Raw genomic sequence first — 18,154 nt, 5'->3', positions numbered from 1 at the left:
ATAGTGTTACGGCGGTCATGGCGGAGGGGAAACGCCCGGTAACATTCCGAACCCGGAAGCTAAGCCCTCCAGCGCCGATGGTACTGCACTCGTGAGGGTGTGGGAGAGTAGGACACCGCCGGACAATTTTCATAGTTCAGGGCCACCCCCGGCCGGGGGTGGCCCTGAACTGCATTCCCCCCCGAAAACACCAGCCACGACTGGCCGAAGCTAGCGTCGGTGTGCGTACCCGGGGGAGAGCCGGGGAGGCGGACCGGCCGTCAGCCCCGGGTCTGGATGGCCTCGCGGATCTGCCGGAACAGGCCGGCGGCATCGTCCACCGAACGGTTCGGGAACATTCCCATCACTGCGCTGCCGTGGTCGGCCCAGCCGCACACGGTGAAGCCCTCGGTGCCACGGGTGGTGCCACACTTCATCACGCCCCCGAACCGGCCCGCCGACACCTCGCGCAGCCCGGCCACCTTGCCGGTCTCATCGGCCATCAACCCGAAGAGGCTGTCCAGATCCCGCTCCGGTCGCCAGATCAGCGCCGTGCCGCCGAACAGCAACACCGGGGAGTCGGTCGCCCCGGCCGGATCGCGATAGACGGTGCCGAAGCTGTAGTCCAGTTCGATGTCGGCGGCGAAGCCGCTGCGCAGGTAGTCGGCGGTGCTGCGCGCCCCCTCCGAGTCGTCCCGGGTCAGGCCGGCCACGCTCTGCGGGGTGTCCAACCGGGTGTCCTTCTGCTCGGCGATCCGCCATCCCAGGGTGCCGAAGGCACCGAGGCCGCCCAACGCGACGGCGAGTGCGACGCCCAGGGCGACCCGCCGTCTGCGGAACGGCCGGGCCCCGGTGTCGGCGTCGGCCGCCGGGTCGTGGTTGCTCAGCCGGATCGGCTCGTCGGACAGGTGGACCGGTTCCGGCCCGTCGATCAGCTCGCGCTCGCTGAGATGTGCGTCGGACATGTTCGCCACCGTACGCGAGGGAGAGGTGGCGCACGTCAGGTCCGCCGAAGCGCTCCGTAGACTTTCAGGGTGACCGAGAGACTGGATGCCCGACGCCCCGACGCCCCGACCCTCGCCGGCCAGTACCAGCCCGGCGAGGTAGAGCAGCGACGGTACGAGCAGTGGGTAGCCGCCGGCCACTTCCGGGCATCGGCGGAAAGTGACAAGCCTCCCTTCGCCATCGTCATCCCGCCGCCGAACGTCACCGGCTCGCTGCACATGGGACACGCGCTCGACCACACCGTTCAGGACGCGTTGGTGCGCCGCAAGCGGATGCAGGGCCACGAGGCGCTCTGGCTGCCCGGCATGGATCACGCCGGCATCGCCACCCAGAACGTGGTCGAGCGGCAGCTCGCCGGGCAGGGGCTGTCCCGGCACGACCTCGGCCGGGAGAAGTTCGTCGAGCGGGTCTGGCAGTGGAAGGCCGAATCCGGCGGCGCCATCCTCGGCCAGATGCGTCGCCTCGGCGACTCCGTCGACTGGGACCGCGAGCGCTTCACCATGGACGAGGGCCTGTCCCGCGCCGTGCAGACCATGTTCAAGAAGCTGTACGACGACGGCTTGATCTATCGGGCCAACCGGATCATCAACTGGTGCCCGCGCTGCCTCACCGCGCTGTCCGACATCGAGGTGGAGCACACCGACGACGAGGGCGAACTGGTCTCGATCCGGTACAGCGACGAGGTCGTGGTAGCCACCACCCGCGCCGAGACGATGCTCGGCGACACCGCGGTGGCGGTGCACCCCGCCGACGAGCGGTATCGGCACCTCATCGGCACCGAGGTCGAGCTGCCGCTGACCGGCCGCCGGATCCCGATCGTCGGCGACGAGCACGTCGACCCGGCCTTCGGCACCGGCATGGTGAAGGTGACGCCGGCGCACGACCCGAACGACTTCGAGATCGGCCAGCGCCACGACCTGCCGTCGCTCACGATCATGGATGAGCGGGGTGTCATCACCGCGCACGGCCCGTTCCAGGGGCTGGACCGGTACGAGGCCCGCCCCGCGATCGTCGCGGCGCTGCGCGAGCAGGGCCGGATCGTCGCCGAGAAGCGGCCGTACGTGCACGCGGTCGGGCACTGCTCACGCTGCCGGACCACGGTCGAGCCGCGGCTGTCGCTGCAGTGGTTCGTCAACACCACCCCGCTGGCCAAGGCCGCCGGCGACGCCGTCCGCGACGGGCGGGTGACGATCGAGCCGGCCGAGCTGGCCAAGCGCTACTTCGCCTGGGTCGACAACATGCACGACTGGTGCATCTCCCGGCAGCTCTGGTGGGGCCACCGCATCCCCGTCTGGTACGGCCCGGACGGGGAGATCGTCTGCGTCGGCCCCGACGAGACGCCACCCACCGGCGAGGGCTGGCGGCAGGACGAGGACGTCCTGGACACCTGGTTCTCCAGTGGCCTGTGGCCGTTCTCCACCCTCGGCTGGCCGGAGCGGACCGCCGACCTGGCGAAGTTCTACCCGACCAGCGTGCTCGTCACCGGTTACGACATCCTGTTCTTCTGGGTCGCCAGGATGATGATGTTCGGCCTGTACGCGATGGACGGGGTGCAGCCGTTCGACACGGTGGCCCTGCACGGCATGGTCCGCGACCAGCACGGCAAGAAGATGTCCAAGTCGTTCGGCAACGTGGTCGACCCGCTGGACTGGATCGACCGGTACGGCGCGGACGCCACCCGGTTCACCCTGGCCCGGGGCGCGAACCCGGGTGGCGACGTGCCGGTCAGCGAGGAGTGGTGCCAGGGCTCCCGCAACTTCTGCAACAAGCTGTGGAACGCTACCCGGTTCGCGCTGCTCAACGGCGCGCACACCGAGGGGCCGCTGCCGGCCGCCGACCAGCTGTCCACGGTCGACCGGTGGATCCTGTCCCGGCTGGCGCACGTCACCGCCGAGGTGGACGAGCAGTTCGAGGCGTACGAGTTCGCGAAGGTCTGCGACCTGCTGTACCACTTCGCCTGGGACGATGTCTGCGACTGGTACGTGGAGCTGAGCAAGCCGGTGCTCGCCGAGGGCGGCGCAGCGGCCGAGGCCACCCGCCGGGTCCTCGGGCACGTGCTGGACCAGCTGCTGCGACTGCTGCACCCGGTCATCCCGTTCGTCACCGAGGAGCTGTGGACCGCGCTCACCGGCGGCGAGACGGTCATGACGGCATCCTGGCCGGTCGCCGACCGTACCGGGATCGACGACGCCGCGGAGGCCGAGGTCGGCACCGTCCAGCGGGTGGTGACCGAGATCCGGCGGTTCCGCTCCGACCAGGGGCTGCGGCCGACGCAGCGGGTGGCGGCGCGGCTCGACGGGCTGGCGGTGGCGGGTATCGCCGGGCACGAGCGGCTGATCCGCTCCCTGGTTCGGCTCGACGCCCCCGGTGACGGCTTCCAGGCCAGCGCGACCCTCGCCATGCCCGGCGAGGTCAGCGTCGAACTGGACACCCGGGGCTCGATCGACGTGGCCGCCGAGCGCGCCCGGCTCACCAAGGACCGCGCCGCCGCCGGGAAGGAGGTCGCGCAGGCCCGCGCGAAGCTGGACAACCCGGCCTTCGTGGGCAAGGCCCCCGAGCACGTGGTGGCGAAGATCCGGGAACGGTTGGCGACCGCCGAGGCCGACCTTCTGCGGATCGACGCCGCGCTGGAGGCGCTTCCCTCGTGACCGACCACACCGAATTCGCCGCCGTCGACGCCGAGCTGGCCAGCCGCGGCTTCACCCGCATGGTGTTCGAGCTGGACCGCATCGAGTCCCTGCTCGACCTGCTGGGCAGCCCGCAGCGGGCGTACCCGGCGATCCACCTGACCGGAACCAACGGCAAGACGTCCACGGCCCGGATGATCGACTCGCTGCTGCGGGCCTTCGGCCTGCACACCGGGCGGTACACCAGCCCGCACCTGGAGACGGTGCGGGAGCGGATCAGTCTGGACGGCGAGCCGGTCAGCGAGGAACGCTTCGTCGCGACGTACCGCGAGGTGGCACCGCTGGCCGAGCTGGTCGACCAGCGGTCGTCCGAGCCGCTGACCTACTTCGACCTGACCACCGCGCTGGCGTTCGCGACGTTCGCCGACGCGCCCGTCGACGTGGCGGTGGTCGAGGTGGGGCTCGGCGGCGCGGAGGACGCCACCAACGTGCTCCAGGCCGGCGTGGCGGTGCTGACGCCGATCGGGTTGGACCACACCGAGTGGCTCGGCGACACGCTGGAGGACATCGCCCTGCACAAGGCGGGGATCATCCACCAGGGGGCCACGGTGATCTGCGCGGCGCAGGACGACGAGGCGGCCCGGCCCATCCTGGAACGCTGCGTGGAGGTGGGCGCGACCGTCGCCCGCGAGGGCTCCGAGTTCGGTGTGCTGCGCCGGGCCGTCGCCGTCGGTGGGCAGGTGCTGAGCATCCAGGGCCTCGGCGGGGTGTACGAGGAGGTGTTCGTCCCGCTGCACGGCGCGCACCAGGCGCAGAACGCGGCGGTGGCGCTCGCCGCGGTCGAGGCGTTCCTCGGCGCGGGAGCCCGGCGGCAGCTCGACGTGGAGACCGTCCGGGAAGGTTTCGCCGCGACCAGCTCGCCGGGCCGGCTGGAGAAGGTACGCAACGCGCCGACGATTCTGCTCGACGGCGCGCACAACCCGCACGGGATGACCGCCACGGTGACCGCGTTGCAGGAGGAGTTCGCCTTCAGCAAGCTGGTCGGGGTGCTGGCGGTGCTCGCCGACAAGGACGCCACCAGCCTGCTGGAACTGCTGGAGCCGGTGCTCGACTCGATCGTGGTGACCGGCAACAGCTCGCCCCGGGCGATGCCCGCCGACGACCTGGCCGAGCTGGCCCGCGAGGTCTTCGGGCCCGAGCGGGTGCAGGTCGCCGAAGCGATGCCCGACGCCATCGAGGCGGCCGTCGCCGAGACCGAGGTGAACGTTCCCGGCGAGCTCGCCGGGGTGGGTGTGCTGATCACCGGATCGGTGGTGACCGTGGCCGACGCCCGCCGGCTTTTGAAGCGATGACCGACCCGGCCGGAAAACGCCCGGATGCCGGGCCCGAGGGTCGACGCCGCTCCGGGCTGCGCGACCCGGAGAAGGCGATGCGAGGGCTGGGCGCCGGGCTCCTCGTCCTGGAGGCGGTGGTGCTGCTGCTGGCGATCCAGCCGATCCGGCTGGTCGGCGGGGACCTGGGCGGGCCCGCCATCGCGGCGATCGTCGCGCTGGCGACCGCCTGTGTAGTGCTGGCCGGGATGATGCGCCGGTGGTGGGCCTGGCACGCCGGCACCGTGCTGCAGGGGTTGCTGCTGCTCTGCGGGCTGCTGCACTGGTCGCTGTTCGGGCTGGGCGTGATGTTCGGCCTGGTGTGGGCGTACGGGTTGCACGTGCGCCGGGTCGTCCTGGGCTGAGCGGGCCGGGCCGTCGGCGTACCGGCGGTTCGGCCGGTCACGCCTCGGCGCGTTCCCGCCACTGGGTCAGCGCGACGCCGTGGCCGTCCGGGTCACGGAAGGCGGCGGCCCAGACCTCCAGCCGGCTGCCCCGGTTGACCACCCGGGGTGCGTAGGTGAACCTGACGCCGGAGTCCTTGAGCCGGTGGTAGGCGGCGTCGATGTCGTCGACCTCCAGGTTGACGTGCACCAGCCGGCGGCTGACCGGGGCGGCCTCGGTGATCTCGCGCAGTACCAGCCGGGTGCCGCCGGAGGCGAGCACCGCGTTGCCGGAGCCCCGGTCGACCTCGGTGAAGCCGAGCGACCGGTAGAAATCCAGCGAGCGGGACAGGTCGGTGACCAACAGGGTTAGGCCGACGCCGCTGATCGGAGCGGTGCCGTCCGTCGGCTCCGCCTCCGGGTCGTACCCGAAGATCGCCTCGTCCAGCTCGTCTGGGTCGATCCGGTCCGTCGACCGCGGGTCGTCCAGCGCGACGTCGACCGGGTCGTCGAACGGGCCGGCCGTCGGCGCGTCGAAACGTTCCTCGGCGGGCGGCCGGGGCGCGGGGGTGGCCCGGTGGGGCAGCCCGGTCTGCGGCTGTTCGACGAGGATGCCCTCCAGCACCACCGGCCCGCCGGGCCGTTGGTGGACCACCACCGGCTCCCGCTGCTCGGGCGTCACCGGCGCGCCCAGCGGGTCGCCGAGCGGGTCGGCCGGCGGCGGGTCGCGGAACTCGTCGCGCAGGTCGTCGTGGAGGTCGTCGTCGGCCGGGCGGCCGACCCACGGCGGGTCCTCCTGCGCGATCAGCACATCCTCGACCGGTTCGGTGCCGGCGTACTCCGGGGGCAGGTCGGCCGCGACGGCGCTCTCGGCGTGGGTGGGTACCTCGTCCCAGAGCACCCGGATGTGCCGCTGGTCGTCCAGCGCCACCCGGATCGGCAGGGCCTGCCCGAGCGACGGCCACTTCGCCACCGGTACCCGCGGCTCGATGATTTTCTTGGAGCGGGGCGGCATGCCGGGCGCGTCGATCACCAGCTGGAGTTCACAGCGGCCGAAGGCGTACTGGGTGGGCGGTTCGGAGGCGCTGTGCACGTGCCCCACACCGACCACCCAGGTGCGCCCGCCGGCGCGTACGGTGGCCAGGGCGACGGCCAACACCAGCAGGGCCACGCCGAGGGCCACGATCGCCCAGCTCGTCATGCCGAGGCCGAACAGCACGATGAACGTGGCCACGGTGCCCAGCACCGCGGCGATCAGCTTGCGTACCGGTGCGATGGGACGGTTTCCGCCATTCGCCACAGTGGACCTCCCGGGGGTCATGGCCAGGCTAGGCCGATCCGGCAACCGAGGGAAGGAACGGCCGCCGGGCCGACACCGGGACCGGGTCGGTAGGCTGACCGTACCCAGCCCGACCGTCTTGTGCGCACAGGAGGAACCCAGCGTGTCCAGCAGCCCGGACGAGCGCACGCTCGTACTGATCAAGCCTGACGCGGTCCGCCGGGGCCTGGTCGGTGAGATCATCTCCCGTTTCGAGCGCAAGGGCCTGCGGATCGACGCCATGCAGACGCGGACGCTGGACGGCGACTTCGCCGACCAGCACTACGCCGAGCATGTGGACAAGCCGTTCTACCCGCCGCTGAAGGCGTTCATGACCAGTGGGCCGCTGGTGGCGCTGGTGCTCGCCGGTGACCAGGTGATCGAGGTGGTCCGGGGCATGATCGGCGTCACCGACGGCCGTCGGGCCGCCGCCGGCACCATCCGCGGCGACCTGGCCCTGTCGAACCGGGAGAACCTGGTGCACGCCTCGGACTCGGTCGACAGCGCCAAGCGGGAGATCGCGCTCTGGTTCCCCGGGCTGGGCTGAGCCGTCACCACGCCCGGGCCGGTGATCCGGCCCGGGCGTCGTCGTGTCCGGAGCTCAGACCTCGGCCGGGGGCTGGGCGCGGGTGGTCACCGCGATCCGGTTCCACACGTTGATGGTGGCGATCGCCATCACCAGGTCGACCAGCTCCTTCTGCGACCACACCTTCGCCGCGTCGTCCCAGACGTCGTCGGGGACGCCGTGCTCGCCGAGGCGGGTGACCGCGTCGGTGAGCGCCAGCGCGGTCCGCTCCCGCTCGTCGAAGAACGGTGCCTCCCGCCAGGCGGCCACCGCGAACAGCCGCCGGTTCGACTCGCCCGCCGCGAGCGCCTCGCGGCTGTGCATGTCGACGCAGAACGCGCAGCCGTTCGAAATCGACGCCCGCAGCTTGACCAGTTCCAGCACGGTGTGCTCGACGTTCGCCCGGACGTAGCGCTCCAGCCCCAGCACCGCCTGGTACGCCTCCGGCGCCACCTCGGCCACGTTGATTCGCTGCATGACAACCTCCCCTGTCGGTGTCGGACACGGATCCGACGAGCCGGCGCCAGCCGGCGTGACGGCACAGGGGTGTGACGCTGGTCATGCGGCACGACAGCCGCCGTTCCCACTGCGGTCACCCGGGTCGCGACCGCCGGTCATGTCGGCTCGGTAGACCGACGGGGTCAGTCCCCGATCCGGGAGGAAAGATGACCGAGCTTGATCGACGTACGCTGCTGCGAACCGGCCTGGTGGCGGGCGCGGGAGTCGCCGGCGGTGCGCTTCTCGGCGGAGCCGGCGCGGCCGCCCGCGTGCCCGGCGCGCCCGGGTGGCGCCCGTCGGGCCGCCCCGTGCTGAGCCATGGGGTGCAGAGCGGCGACGTGTCCGCCGAGTCGGCCGTGGTGTGGACCCGGGCGGACCGGCCGGGCCGGATGCTGGTGGAGGTGAGCCGGCGGCCGGACCTGCGCGGGGCCCGGCGGCTGCGTGGGCCGGTGCTGGACCCGACCAGGGACTTCACCGGGAAGGTGCGGCTGCGCGGCTTGCCCTGCGGCGAGCGCCTGTACTACCGGGTGCGGGTGGAGAGCCTGGACCGGCCGGGGCTGGTCAGCGAGCCGCTCACCGGGTCGCTGCGCACCGCCCCCGGTGGGCGGGAGCGCCGCGACGTGCGGTTCGTCTGGACCGGTGACATCGCCGGGCAGGGCTGGGGCATCGCGCCCGACTTCGGCGGCATGTCGATCTTCGCCGCGATGCGGGCCGCCCGCCCCGACTTCTTCCTGTGCAGCGGTGACACGGTATACGCCGACGGCCCGCTGACCGAGACCGTGACGCTGCCGGACGGGCGGGTCTGGCGGAACCTGGTGACGCCGGAGAAGAGCAAGGTCGCCGAGACGCTGGCCGAGTTCCGGGGCCAGTACGCGTACAACCTGCTCGACGAGCACCTGCGCGCGTTCGTCGCCGAGGTGCCGCAGGTCAACCAGTGGGACGACCACGAGGTGACCAACAACTGGTACCCGGGTGAGGTGCTGACCGACGCCCGGTACACCGAGAAGCGGGTCGACGTGCTCGCCGCCCGCGCCCGGCAGGCCTTCGACGAGTGGCTGCCCACCCCGGTTCGCGGCCCGCTGTACCGGCGGCTGCCGTACGGGCCGCTGCTGGACGTCTTCGTCCTCGACATGCGGACCTGGAAGGACCCGAACGACGGCAACACGTACCCCGACCCGGGTCGGGGCCTGCTCGGCCGCGAGCAGCGGGAGTGGCTGATCCGGGAGCTGACCCGCTCGCGGGCGACCTGGAAGGTGATCGCGATCGACCTGCCGCTCGGTCTGGTGGTGCCGGACGGGTCGACCGCCCTGGAGGGCGTGGCCCAGGGCGACCCGGGGGCGCCGGCGGGTCGGGAGCTGGAGTTCGCGCAGGTGCTCGCCGCGGCACACCGGGCCGGGGTGACCGGGATCGTGTTCCTCACCGCCGACGTGCACTACACCGCGGCGCACCACTACGACCCGGCGCGGGCAGCGGTCGCCGACTTCACGCCGTTCTGGGAGTTCGTCTCCGGCCCGGCGCACGCCGGCGCGTTCGGCCCGAACCGCCTCGACGGCACGTTCGGTCCGAGGGCCGTGTTCGTGCACGCGCCGCCACGCGCCAACACCTCACCCGCGGAGGGCTTCCAGCACTTCGGTGAGGTGAACATCGACGCCGCAAGCCGCGCCCTCACGGTCCACCTCCGCGACCGTGACGGCCGCTCCCTGTGGACCACCACCCTGCCGGCCCCGTAGTCCGCCCCGACCCCGGCGGCTGATCACGATGGGGTCGACGGCTTGCCGTCGACCCCATCGTGATCAGTGCCCGGTGGGCTCAGAGGGTGTCCAGCGAGGCGTGGCGACGGGACTCGGCCTCGAAGAGCTTCAGTAGGGCGGCGGCGAGGACCGCGTACGCCAGGCCGACCGCCGCCTCCGCCACCAGCGGGGCCGCCGCCGCGGACAGACCGTCACCGGCCGCGAGGCGGCGGGCGGCCTCGGCCGCGTGGGTGATCGGGAGGAACTGGGCCGCCAGGCGCATCCCGGCCGGAAGTTCGGCGGCCGGCACATTCACGCCGGTGAGCAGGAGCAGCAGCGCCACCGACACGTTGGACACCAGCCAGACGTCGCGGAAACGCAGGCCCAGCGCACCCAGGGCCAGGCCGAAGAAACCACAGGACAGCGCCGCCACGGCGAGGGTGAGCAGCAGGGCCGGCAGCGCCGACACGGGTATCCGCAGACCGAGCAGGAACGCGGCTGCGCCCAGCGTGGTCACCGCGATGAGCAGGCCGTTGCCGGCGTACGGCAGGGCCCGGCCGAGGAAGATCGCCGTGCGGCTGCGCGGCGACAGCAGCACGTGCCCGAGGGTGCCGAAGCGCCGCTCGTTCGACACCGCCATGGTGCCGCCGAACACGCACGCCAGCGACGCGGCCAGCACCGCGTTGCCGACGATGTAGAAGCGGTCGTCGGCGACCCCGAGCTGCCGGCCCAGGTACGCGAAGAACAGCAGCTGGAACAGCGGTCCGACGAGCAGGGTGCCGACGAACATCGCCGGGGTGGTCCAGTTGAACAGCGCCCGGTAGGCGATCACGCCACCGGTGCCCACCAGCCGGAACAGGTCGGTCATCGTCGCTCCTCAGGCCAGCGCCAGCGTGGCGGCGGCCCGCGCCCGCCGCTCGACGTACGTCATCATCAGCGCGCCGGCCGCCAGGCAGCCGATGCTGATCGCCAGGCAGACGCCGAGCGACGGCCAGACCGCACCGCTGCCGGTGGCGGCCTCGCGGACCGCCCGGGCGCCCCACGTGGTGGGTAGTACCGCCGCGATCGGGCCGGTCCACCCGGGCAGCACCGTGATCGGCACGAGCATCCCGGAGACCAGCCAGATGGGGTACTCCAGCGTGTTGGTCAGCGCGTTGGCGTTGCGCAGCAGCACGAACGTCGACGCCAGCAGCAGACCGAACATGCCCAGCCCGACGATGCAGCCGGGCACCGCCACGGCGAACGCGACGGGATTGGCGAAGTCCAGCGGGATGCCGTAGAGCAACCGGCCCCACAACAGGGTGGCGGCCATGGCGTAGGTGCCGGTGAGTGCGGTGGCCATGGTGATCGGCAGGATCACCAACGCGGGTGGCCGGGGCGCCAACATGATCATCTCCAGGGTGCCGAGCCAGCGTTGGTTCTGGATCGCCCCGCCCGAGCCGAACAGCACCGACGACCAGACGCCCATCAGGCCCGCGCCGACCGCCGCCTCCAGCATTCGGCCCGGCTCGCCGCCGGCCCGGAACAGGTAGACCGCCAGGGTGGCCTGTACCACCGGGACGATCAGCGCGGTGGCGATCTCGAACGGCGACCGGCTGAGCTGCTTGGCGTGCAGCAACGCAGCGATTACGATCATCCGCAGGGTCCTCACGCCGGCACCGCCTCGGCGGCCCGGCGCCCGTCCACCCGGTTGACGATCGCCACGTACGCGTCCTCCAGGGTGGGCTGCCGGGCGGTCACCCGGCCCAGCCGGACGCCGTCCAGCGCCCGCAGCACGTCGGCCTGTACGTCGACCCGCGCGTCGGACTGCACGGCGAGCACCTGCGCGGCCCCGACCACCTCCAGGCTCGCCTCCCGCACCCCGGGCAGGGCATGGATGACCGCCAGCCGGTCATCGGTCACCCCGTACGCCTCCACCTCCAGCACCCGCCGGCCGTCGGCGTGGTGTCGCAGCTCTGCCGGAGTGCCGAGGGCCTGGATCCGGCCGCCGGCGATCACCGCGATCCGGCCGCACAGCTCGTCCGCCTCGGCCATGTAGTGCGTCGTCAGCAGGACGGTGGTGCCGGTGGCGGCCAGCTCGGCGACGGTCTGCCGCAGTTCCCGGGCGGCCACCGGGTCCACACCGATCGACGGTTCGTCCAGGAAGAGCACCCGTGGCCGGTGCAGCAGCCCCCGGGCGATGTGCAGCCGCTGCCGCATACCCCGCGAGTAGCCCTCGACCCGCTCGTTCTCCCGGCCCGTCAACCGGACCAGCTCCAGCAGCTCGGCGATACGCCGCTTCTGCTCCCGGCCCGGCACGCCGTACAGCTCGGCGAAGTACCGCAGGTTGTCCCGCGCGGAGAGTCGGTCGTAGAGGCCCCGGTCACCGCCGAAGACGTACCCGATCCGGCGGCGTACCTCCCGGGTCTGCCCGACCACGTCGAAGCCGCAGATCCGGGCCGTCCCTGCGGTCGGGATGAGCAGGGTGTTCAGCAGTTTGATGGTGGTCGTCTTGCCAGCGCCGTTCGGGCCCAGCAGGCCGAACAGCTCCCCGTTGCCGACCGTCAGGTCGACGCCGCGGACCGCCTGCACCTCCCGGCGCTGGGGGCGCAACCATCCCGTGCGGCTGCGGTAGGTGCGGCGCAACCCGCTCGCCTCGATCGCGTACTCGCTCATGGCGGGAGGCTAGGGGCGGCGGGATGGACGGGGAAACGAATTCGGATCGGACCGAATGCTCAGGCAGAGGCGGTCAGCGGTTCGTCGCCGATGAGCTGGACCAGGGCCAGGCCGGCCGGCTCCAGGCCGTAGAGCACCCGCCGCCCGACCCGACGGCGATGCACCACCCCGGCGTTGAGCAGCGCCGCGAGCTGCTCGGAGACGGTGCTCGGCGCCAGCTGAAGGGTCGCGGCGAGGCCGGCGGTGGTGGCCGGCCGGGTGAGCGCCCGCAGCACCTGGGCCCGCCCCCGCCCGACCAGCACAGCGAGCCGATCGGTGCCGTTGGACGCCGTCGGCGCGGGCGCGTTCTCGGCCAGCAGCGCGGCACCCCGCGCCTGGTAGGAGACGGCGACGACCTCCGGATGGTCGGTGGAGCAGGCGAGCGCACCCCGGGAGAAGATCAACGGGATCAGCAGCAGCCGCTGGTTCACCGCCTCGAACCGTTGCTCCAGCGGCTTGACCAGGCTCAGCACCGGCTTCTCCCAGCGCACCCGCTCGTGCAGGTCGCCCAGCAGCGCGTCCGGACCGTCGGCGGCGAGCGTGCGGGCCCGGTGCAGCACCTCCTCGTCCAACGCCGCCCGCATCGCCGGCCACCAGGGCGCGATCGCCGCGTCCCAGTACGCCTGAATGCCGTCGGCGAGCCGGTCCAGGGCCGCCTGCCGGTCGGTGACGAACCGGCGCAGCCAGGCGGGCACGTCATCGGGGCGGTGGTAACGGGGAATCTGCTCCGCGATCACCTCGGCCGGCGTCGAGCGCAGCTCGGCGAGCTGCTGGGCCAGGGTCGGCGCGGCCGACGTGGGGACCGGGCTGAGGAAGTCCGGGGCCCGGGAGCCGATGGTCAGCAACCGGGCCGGCCCGGTCGCCGGCACCTCGGCGAGCACCCGCCGGGCGTGCCGGGCCCAGCCGGTGTACGGCCAGGGAGCCTCGCCCGGGTTGCGGTGCAGCACGTACAGGCTGGTCATCACCTCCCAGAGCGGGCTGGTGGCGATCCGGGTGCGGGCCAGCGTCGGCTCGTCCAACTCGATCCGGATCACCTGCCCAGCCTAGGGCGCGGCCGGTGGGCGGGATTACTCGGCGGCGGGTGCGGCGGCGGGTCGAGTATCGTTGAGCACCGTAAGGCGATGACCCGGCCATCACCGGCGAGCCTCCGGAAGAACAGCCGGCTCACCCCGGCCCAGTAGAACCGGACGGGTCCGGCCCGTCACAGCCGGCCAACGAGCGGGCGGTCGATCCTGACCGTCAAGCGGGGTGGTACCGCGGGCCTCGCCCGGGGGCGCCGGTGACGGCGTACCCGTGGGGCTCGTCCTCGCAGACCCACACGAGTGAGCTGCTGCTGAGGAGAGCGACCCCCGATGGTCTATCCGTTGCACGACCCGACCGCCGCCGGCGTCCCGGCGAGCCCGGACCTGCCCGCGGTCGAGCGCCGGGTCCTCGAACACTGGACTGCCGACAAGACCTTCGAGGCGTCCGTCGAGGCGCGGCCGGCGTCCCGCCGGCAATCGGACAGCACCGGCGGCGGCGCGGGCGCCGCCGACAACGAGTACGTCTTCTACGACGGCCCGCCGTTCGCCAACGGACTGCCGCACTACGGCCACCTGTTCACCGGGTACGTCAAGGACGTGGTGCCGCGCTACCAGACCATGCGGGGGCGGCGGGTGGAGCGGCGGTTCGGTTGGGACTGCCACGGCCTGCCCGCCGAGGTGGTCGCCGAGAAGCAGCTCGGCATCACCAGCAAGGCGGAGATCCTCGACCTCGGGGTGGCCCGGTTCAACGAGGCGTGCCGCACCTCGGTGCTGGAGTTCACCCAGGACTGGGAGCGCTACGTCACCCGGCAGGCCCGCTGGGTCGACTTCGGCAACGACTACAAGACCCTCGACCTGGACTACATGGAAAGCGTCATGTGGGCCTTCAAGACCCTGTACGACAAGGGGCTGGTCTACGAGGGCTTCCGGGTGCTGGCGTACTGCTGGCGGTGCGAGACGCCGCTGTCGAACACCGAGACCCGGATGGACGACGTCTACCGGGACCGGCACGACCCGACCCTGTCGGTGTGGTTCACGCTCACCCCCGACGACGACGCGCCGGAACTGCTGCGGGGGCCGGTGCGCCTCGGCGTCTGGACCACCACGCCGTGGACCCTGCCGTCGAACCTGGCGCTCGCCGTCGGCCCGGACATCGAGTACGCGGTGCTGGAGCGCGACGGGCAGCGGTACGTCGTCGGCGCCGCCCGGCTCGCCGCGTACGCCAAGGAACTGGACGGGTACGAGCAGGTCGGCGTCGTGCGCGGCGCGGACCTGGCCGGCCGCCGCTACACCCCGCTGTACGACTTCCTCGTCGCGCAGGCCGGGGAGAACGCCTACCAGGTGCTCGGCGCGGACTTCGTCACCACCGAGGACGGCACCGGCGTCGTCCACCTGGCCCCGGCCTTCGGCGAGGACGACCAGAACGTCTGCAACGCCGCCGGCATCCCGACCGTCGTCACGGTGGACGACCACACCCGGTTCACCGCCCTGGTCCCGCCCTATCAGGGTGAGCAGGTCTTCGACGTCAACAAGCCGGTGATCCGGGAGCTGAAGGAGCGGGGGGTGGTGTTCCGGCAGGACACCTACACCCACTCGTACCCGCACTGCTGGCGCTGTGACACCCCGCTGGTCTACAAGGCCGTGTCGTCCTGGTTCGTGGCGGTGACGAGGTTCAAGGACCGGATGGTCGAGCTGAACCAGCAGATCAACTGGACGCCCGGGCACATCAAGGACGGCTCGTTCGGCAAGTGGCTGGCCAACGCCCGGGACTGGTCGATCAGCCGGAACCGGTTCTGGGGCTCGCCGATCCCGGTGTGGCGCTCCGACGACCCGGCCTACCCGCGCGTCGACGTCTACGGCTCGCTGGAAGAGATCGAGCGGGACTTCGGCGTACGCCTGACCGACCTGCACCGGCCGGCGGTGGACGACCTGGTCCGTCCCAACCCGGACGACCCGACCGGGCGATCGATGATGCGCCGGGTGCCGGAGGTGCTGGACTGCTGGTTCGAGTCCGGTTCGATGCCGTTCGCCCAGGTGCACTACCCGTTCGAGAACCGCGACTGGTTCGAGCACCACTACCCGGGCGACTTCATCGTCGAGTACATCGGGCAGACCCGCGGCTGGTTCTACACCATGCACGTGCTGGCCACCGCGCTGTTCGACCGGCCGGCGTTCCGCAACTGCCTCAGCCACGGCATCCTGCTCGGCTCCGACGGGCGCAAGATGTCCAAGAGCCTGCGCAACTACCCGGACGTCTACCACGTGTTCGACTCCTACGGGTCGGACGCGATGCGGTGGATGCTGATGTCCTCGCCGGTGCTGCGCGGCGGCGACATGCCGGTGACCGAGGCGGGCATCCGGGACGCGGTGCGGCAGGTGCTGCTGCCGCTGTGGAACGTCTGGTACTTCTTCTCGCTCTACGCCAACGCGGACGGCTACCGGGCGAAGCGGACGACCGACGCCGTGCCGACCGGTGGCGGCGAGGCCGCCGGCAACCTGCTCGACCGGTACGTGCTGGCGAAGACGCGCGAGCTGGTGTCGACGGTGCAGGCGCAGATGGACGCGTACGACATCTCCGGCGCCTGCGCCACCGTCCGGTCCTACCTGGACGCGCTGACCAACTGGTACGTGCGCCGTTCCCGGGACCGGTTCTGGTCCGGCGACGCCGACGCGTTCGACACCCTGTGGACGGTGCTGGAGACGCTGTGCCGGGTGGTGGCGCCGCTGGCGCCGCTGACCGCCGAGGAGATCTGGCGGGGGCTGACCGGCGAGCGGTCGGTGCACCTGACCGACTGGCCGTCCGCCGAGGAGTTCCCGGCCGACCACGACCTGGTGGCGGCGATGGACGCGGTGCGGGACGTCTGCTCGGTGGCGCTGTCGCTGCGCAAGGCCAAGGGACTGCGGGTCCGGCTGCCGTTGTCGAGGCTGACCGTGGCCTCGCCGGTGGCGGGGCAGCTGCGGCCGTTCGCCGACCTGGTCGCCGACGAGGTCAACGTCAAGGCGGTGGAGTTCACCGACGAGGTGCAGCAGCACTGCCAGCAGGTGTTGACCGTGGTGCCCCGGGCGCTCGGCCCGCGGGTCGGCAAGGCCGTCCAGCAGGTCATCAAGGCGGTCAAGGCGGGGGAGTGGGAGTTGGTCGACGGCACCCCGGTCGCCGCCGGGGTGACCCTCGCCGAGGGCGAGTACGAGCTGCGCCTGGTCGCCGCCGACGCCGAGCACTCCGCGCCGTTGCCCGGCGGTGAGGGCGTGGTGGTGCTGGACACCGAGGTCACTCCGGAGTTGGCCGCGGAGGGACTGGCCCGGGACGTGGTCCGGGTGGTGCAGCAGGCCCGCCGGGACGCCGACCTCGACGTGTCGGACCGGATCGTGGTGGCGCTGTCGGCCGGCGAGGAGGTCCGCGCGGCGGTGTCGGCGTACCGGGACTTCGTGGCTCGGGAGGTGCTGGCCGACAGCGTCGACTTCGTCGAGGGTGTCGACGGCTTTGCCGGCGAGGTCGGCGAGGGTGAGCGGGTGACGGTGGTGGTGCGGCGGGTGTGACCTGCCGACGGGTGGTCCGCCGGCGGGTCGCGCCGGGGACCACCCGTCGGGCGGGCGGCTACCCGCTGGGGTGGACGGGCAGCGGTCCGCTACCGTGACACCGCCTGTTCGTACGCGACCGCCGGAGGACCAGTGCCCCTGCTCTACACCATCGGCAAGCTCACCGTGGCGCCCGCGCTCCGGTTGGCGTTCCGCCCGACCGTGGAGGGGTTGGAGCACATCCCGGAGACCGGCGGAGCGATCTTCGCCGGCAACCACCTCTCCGTCGCCGACGAACTGTTCCTCGGCACCGTGGTCCCCCGTCACCTGGCGTTCTGGGCCAAGTCGGAGTACTTCAACGGCTCCGGGGTGAAGGGGGCGTTGTCGAAGTTCGTCCTCACCGGTTTGGGTGCGATCCCGGTGGAGCGGGCCGGTGGACGGGCGGCACTGTCCGCGTTCGACGCGGCCATTCCCGCGCTGCGGTCGGGGGAGCTGGTGGCGGTCTATCCGGAAGGGACGCGTTCGCCGGACGGGCGGCTCTACCGGGGGCGCACCGGCGCGGCCCGGCTCGCCGTGGCGGCCGGTGTGCCGATCGTCCCGGTCGGCATGGTCGGCACCGACAAGGCCCAGCCCATCGGGGTCCGGGTGCCCCGGCCGGGCAAAGCGAAGATCATCATCCGGTTCGGCAAGCCACTGGACTTCACCGGCCGCCCGGACGACCGCACCTCGCTGCGCGCGATGACCGACGAGTTGATGGCGGAGATCCAGAAGCTCACCGGCCAGGAGTACGTCCCCCGCTACGCCCCCAGGCGCGGCGAACCGGGCTGACCCGCCTGCGGGGGTCTGCTGGTGGGGTCGGCCCACGGTTGGGCACGCCGCGCCCGGCGCTACCCGTTGGTGACGATCTGACCGCGCAACACCTCCAGCAGGCGGGCGCTGTCGTCGACGGAGAGCCGGGTGAAGACCGCGGTGGTGATGCTGCCGTGGTCGACCGAGGTGCAGACCACCACGCCACCGTCGGTGTGACCCTTGGCACAGCGGGCGTGCCGGCCCCGGACCCCGGTCTCCACCGGCTCCGAGGGGTCCAGCCGGTAGGTGTCGGTCAGCCGGGTCATCTCATCCTCGGCGTCCGCCTCGGGGCTGAGCCGGAAGCCGGTGGTGCCGAAGACCGTCACCCGCTTGCCGTCCCCGGTGTCGTAGACGCCGGCGAAGACGTCCTCGGCGAGCAGGTTCGCCTCGCGTACCTCGGTGGTCAACTGGTTGGCGGTGGCCTTGCTGCGCGCGTCGTCGCGCAGCGTCAGGTCGGCCACCAGCGGTGGCAGCGCCGCATCGGCCGGATACTGCTCCCACATCGGCTTGCCGAACCAGGCCGGGCAGCCGCAGCAGCAGGCCAGGCTGAGCAGCAGTACCCACGGCCAGCGGCGGCGCCGGCGGGGTCGGGCCGGCT

14 protein-coding genes, 1 rRNA gene and 1 pseudogene are annotated in these 18,154 nt (G+C 72.2%); 8 read left to right on the top strand and 8 right to left on the bottom strand.

The features are described from left to right. The first annotated feature begins 7 nt into the window (after positions 1-7). A 5S ribosomal RNA gene (gene rrf, locus E1182_RS20360) occupies positions 8-124 on the top strand. Positions 125-260: 136 nt separating this feature from the next. Here rrf and E1182_RS20355 read toward each other — a convergent pair. Further along, complete coding sequence (locus tag E1182_RS20355) at positions 261-944, bottom strand: hypothetical protein (protein ID WP_132267685.1); 684 nt, start codon at positions 942-944, stop codon at positions 261-263. 69 nt (positions 945-1,013) lie between these two features. Between E1182_RS20355 and E1182_RS20350 the strand changes: the two genes are divergently transcribed. The 3 genes from E1182_RS20350 to E1182_RS20340 are packed head-to-tail and all read left to right on the top strand — an operon-like array spanning position 1,014 to position 5,346. Next, a complete protein-coding gene (locus tag E1182_RS20350; protein ID WP_132267683.1) occupies positions 1,014-3,632 on the top strand; it encodes a valine--tRNA ligase in 2,619 nt (872 codons plus the stop codon). Next, entirely contained in the window at positions 3,629-4,963 is a 1,335-nt protein-coding gene (locus tag E1182_RS20345) for a folylpolyglutamate synthase/dihydrofolate synthase family protein (RefSeq protein WP_132267680.1), read from the top strand. Before E1182_RS20350 ends, E1182_RS20345 begins: the two co-directional genes overlap by 4 nt. Beyond that, positions 4,960-5,346 carry a DUF4233 domain-containing protein gene (locus E1182_RS20340; RefSeq protein ID WP_132267677.1) on the top strand — a complete coding sequence of 129 codons (387 nt, stop codon included), beginning with the start codon at positions 4,960-4,962 and terminating at the stop codon, positions 5,344-5,346. The genes E1182_RS20345 and E1182_RS20340 overlap by 4 nt, the downstream gene beginning before the upstream one ends. A gap of 37 nt (positions 5,347-5,383) precedes the next feature. On the opposite strand, the gene E1182_RS20335 is transcribed toward E1182_RS20340, so the two are convergent. Further along, positions 5,384-6,664 carry a VOC family protein gene (locus tag E1182_RS20335; RefSeq protein WP_132267675.1) on the bottom strand — a complete coding sequence of 427 codons (1,281 nt, stop codon included), beginning with the start codon at positions 6,662-6,664 and terminating at the stop codon, positions 5,384-5,386. 142 nt (positions 6,665-6,806) lie between these two features. Between E1182_RS20335 and ndk the strand changes: the two genes are divergently transcribed. Next, the gene (gene ndk / locus E1182_RS20330; RefSeq protein WP_132267672.1) at positions 6,807-7,229 is read left to right on the top strand and encodes a nucleoside-diphosphate kinase; all 423 of its coding nucleotides are present in this window, start codon (positions 6,807-6,809) and stop codon (positions 7,227-7,229) included. 54 nt (positions 7,230-7,283) lie between these two features. Here ndk and E1182_RS20325 read toward each other — a convergent pair whose 3' ends face one another. Further along, positions 7,284-7,724 (bottom strand): carboxymuconolactone decarboxylase family protein, encoded by a 441-nt coding sequence (locus E1182_RS20325; RefSeq protein ID WP_132267669.1) that lies wholly within the window; start codon positions 7,722-7,724, stop codon positions 7,284-7,286. 188 nt (positions 7,725-7,912) lie between these two features. Between E1182_RS20325 and E1182_RS20320 the strand changes: the two genes are divergently transcribed. Beyond that, positions 7,913-9,475 (top strand): alkaline phosphatase, encoded by a 1,563-nt coding sequence (locus tag E1182_RS20320; protein WP_132267667.1) that lies wholly within the window; start codon positions 7,913-7,915, stop codon positions 9,473-9,475. 79 nt (positions 9,476-9,554) lie between these two features. Here E1182_RS20320 and E1182_RS20315 read toward each other — a convergent pair whose 3' ends face one another. From E1182_RS20315 to E1182_RS20300, 4 genes are read right to left on the bottom strand one after another with little or no spacing between them, the layout of a single operon-like run. Then, entirely contained in the window at positions 9,555-10,343 is a 789-nt protein-coding gene (locus E1182_RS20315; RefSeq protein WP_132267665.1) for an ABC transporter permease, read from the bottom strand. Positions 10,344-10,352: 9 nt separating this feature from the next. Continuing rightward, complete coding sequence (locus E1182_RS20310; protein WP_132267662.1) at positions 10,353-11,111, bottom strand: ABC transporter permease; 759 nt, start codon at positions 11,109-11,111, stop codon at positions 10,353-10,355. 11 nt (positions 11,112-11,122) lie between these two features. Further along, positions 11,123-12,130 (bottom strand): ABC transporter ATP-binding protein, encoded by a 1,008-nt coding sequence (locus tag E1182_RS20305; protein ID WP_132267659.1) that lies wholly within the window; start codon positions 12,128-12,130, stop codon positions 11,123-11,125. Between the two features lie 59 nt (positions 12,131-12,189). Continuing rightward, positions 12,190-13,203, bottom strand: a complete 1,014-nt coding sequence (locus E1182_RS20300) for an ArsR family transcriptional regulator (RefSeq protein WP_132267656.1) — start codon at positions 13,201-13,203, stop codon at positions 12,190-12,192. A gap of 318 nt (positions 13,204-13,521) precedes the next feature. Between E1182_RS20300 and ileS the strand changes: the two genes are divergently transcribed. Together ileS and E1182_RS20290 are read left to right on the top strand one after the other, a co-directional pair. Next, the gene (gene ileS / locus E1182_RS20295) at positions 13,522-16,728 is read left to right on the top strand and encodes an isoleucine--tRNA ligase (RefSeq protein WP_132267654.1); all 3,207 of its coding nucleotides are present in this window, start codon (positions 13,522-13,524) and stop codon (positions 16,726-16,728) included. Between the two features lie 132 nt (positions 16,729-16,860). Beyond that, the gene (locus tag E1182_RS20290; protein WP_132267651.1) at positions 16,861-17,535 is read left to right on the top strand and encodes a 1-acyl-sn-glycerol-3-phosphate acyltransferase; all 675 of its coding nucleotides are present in this window, start codon (positions 16,861-16,863) and stop codon (positions 17,533-17,535) included. Positions 17,536-17,594: 59 nt separating this feature from the next. On the opposite strand, the pseudogene E1182_RS20285 reads toward E1182_RS20290, so the two are convergent. Beyond that, a pseudogene (locus tag E1182_RS20285) lies at positions 17,595-18,154 on the bottom strand (hypothetical protein); the annotation flags it as partial.

It is taken from the genome of Micromonospora sp. KC721, from assembly GCF_004348355.1.
Classification (GTDB): Bacteria; Actinomycetota; Actinomycetes; order Mycobacteriales; family Micromonosporaceae; genus Micromonospora.
This window is presented reverse-complemented; position numbering and strand designations above follow the sequence as displayed.

Excerpts from the sequence above, each read along its gene's own strand:
- ileS (WP_132267654.1), top strand. The coding sequence starts at position 13,522 with ATGGTCTATCCGTTGCACGACCCGACCGCCGCCGGCGTCCCGGCGAGC.
- E1182_RS20325 (WP_132267669.1), bottom strand. The coding sequence starts at position 7,724 with ATGCAGCGAATCAACGTGGCCGAGGTGGCGCCGGAGGCGTACCAGGCG.
- E1182_RS20305 (WP_132267659.1), bottom strand. The coding sequence starts at position 12,130 with ATGAGCGAGTACGCGATCGAGGCGAGCGGGTTGCGCCGCACCTACCGC.
- E1182_RS20320 (WP_132267667.1), top strand. The coding sequence starts at position 7,913 with ATGACCGAGCTTGATCGACGTACGCTGCTGCGAACCGGCCTGGTGGCG.
- E1182_RS20355 (WP_132267685.1), bottom strand. The coding sequence starts at position 944 with ATGTCCGACGCACATCTCAGCGAGCGCGAGCTGATCGACGGGCCGGAA.
- E1182_RS20340 (WP_132267677.1), top strand. The coding sequence starts at position 4,960 with ATGACCGACCCGGCCGGAAAACGCCCGGATGCCGGGCCCGAGGGTCGA.
- E1182_RS20310 (WP_132267662.1), bottom strand. The coding sequence starts at position 11,111 with ATGATCGTAATCGCTGCGTTGCTGCACGCCAAGCAGCTCAGCCGGTCG.
- E1182_RS20315 (WP_132267665.1), bottom strand. The coding sequence starts at position 10,343 with ATGACCGACCTGTTCCGGCTGGTGGGCACCGGTGGCGTGATCGCCTAC.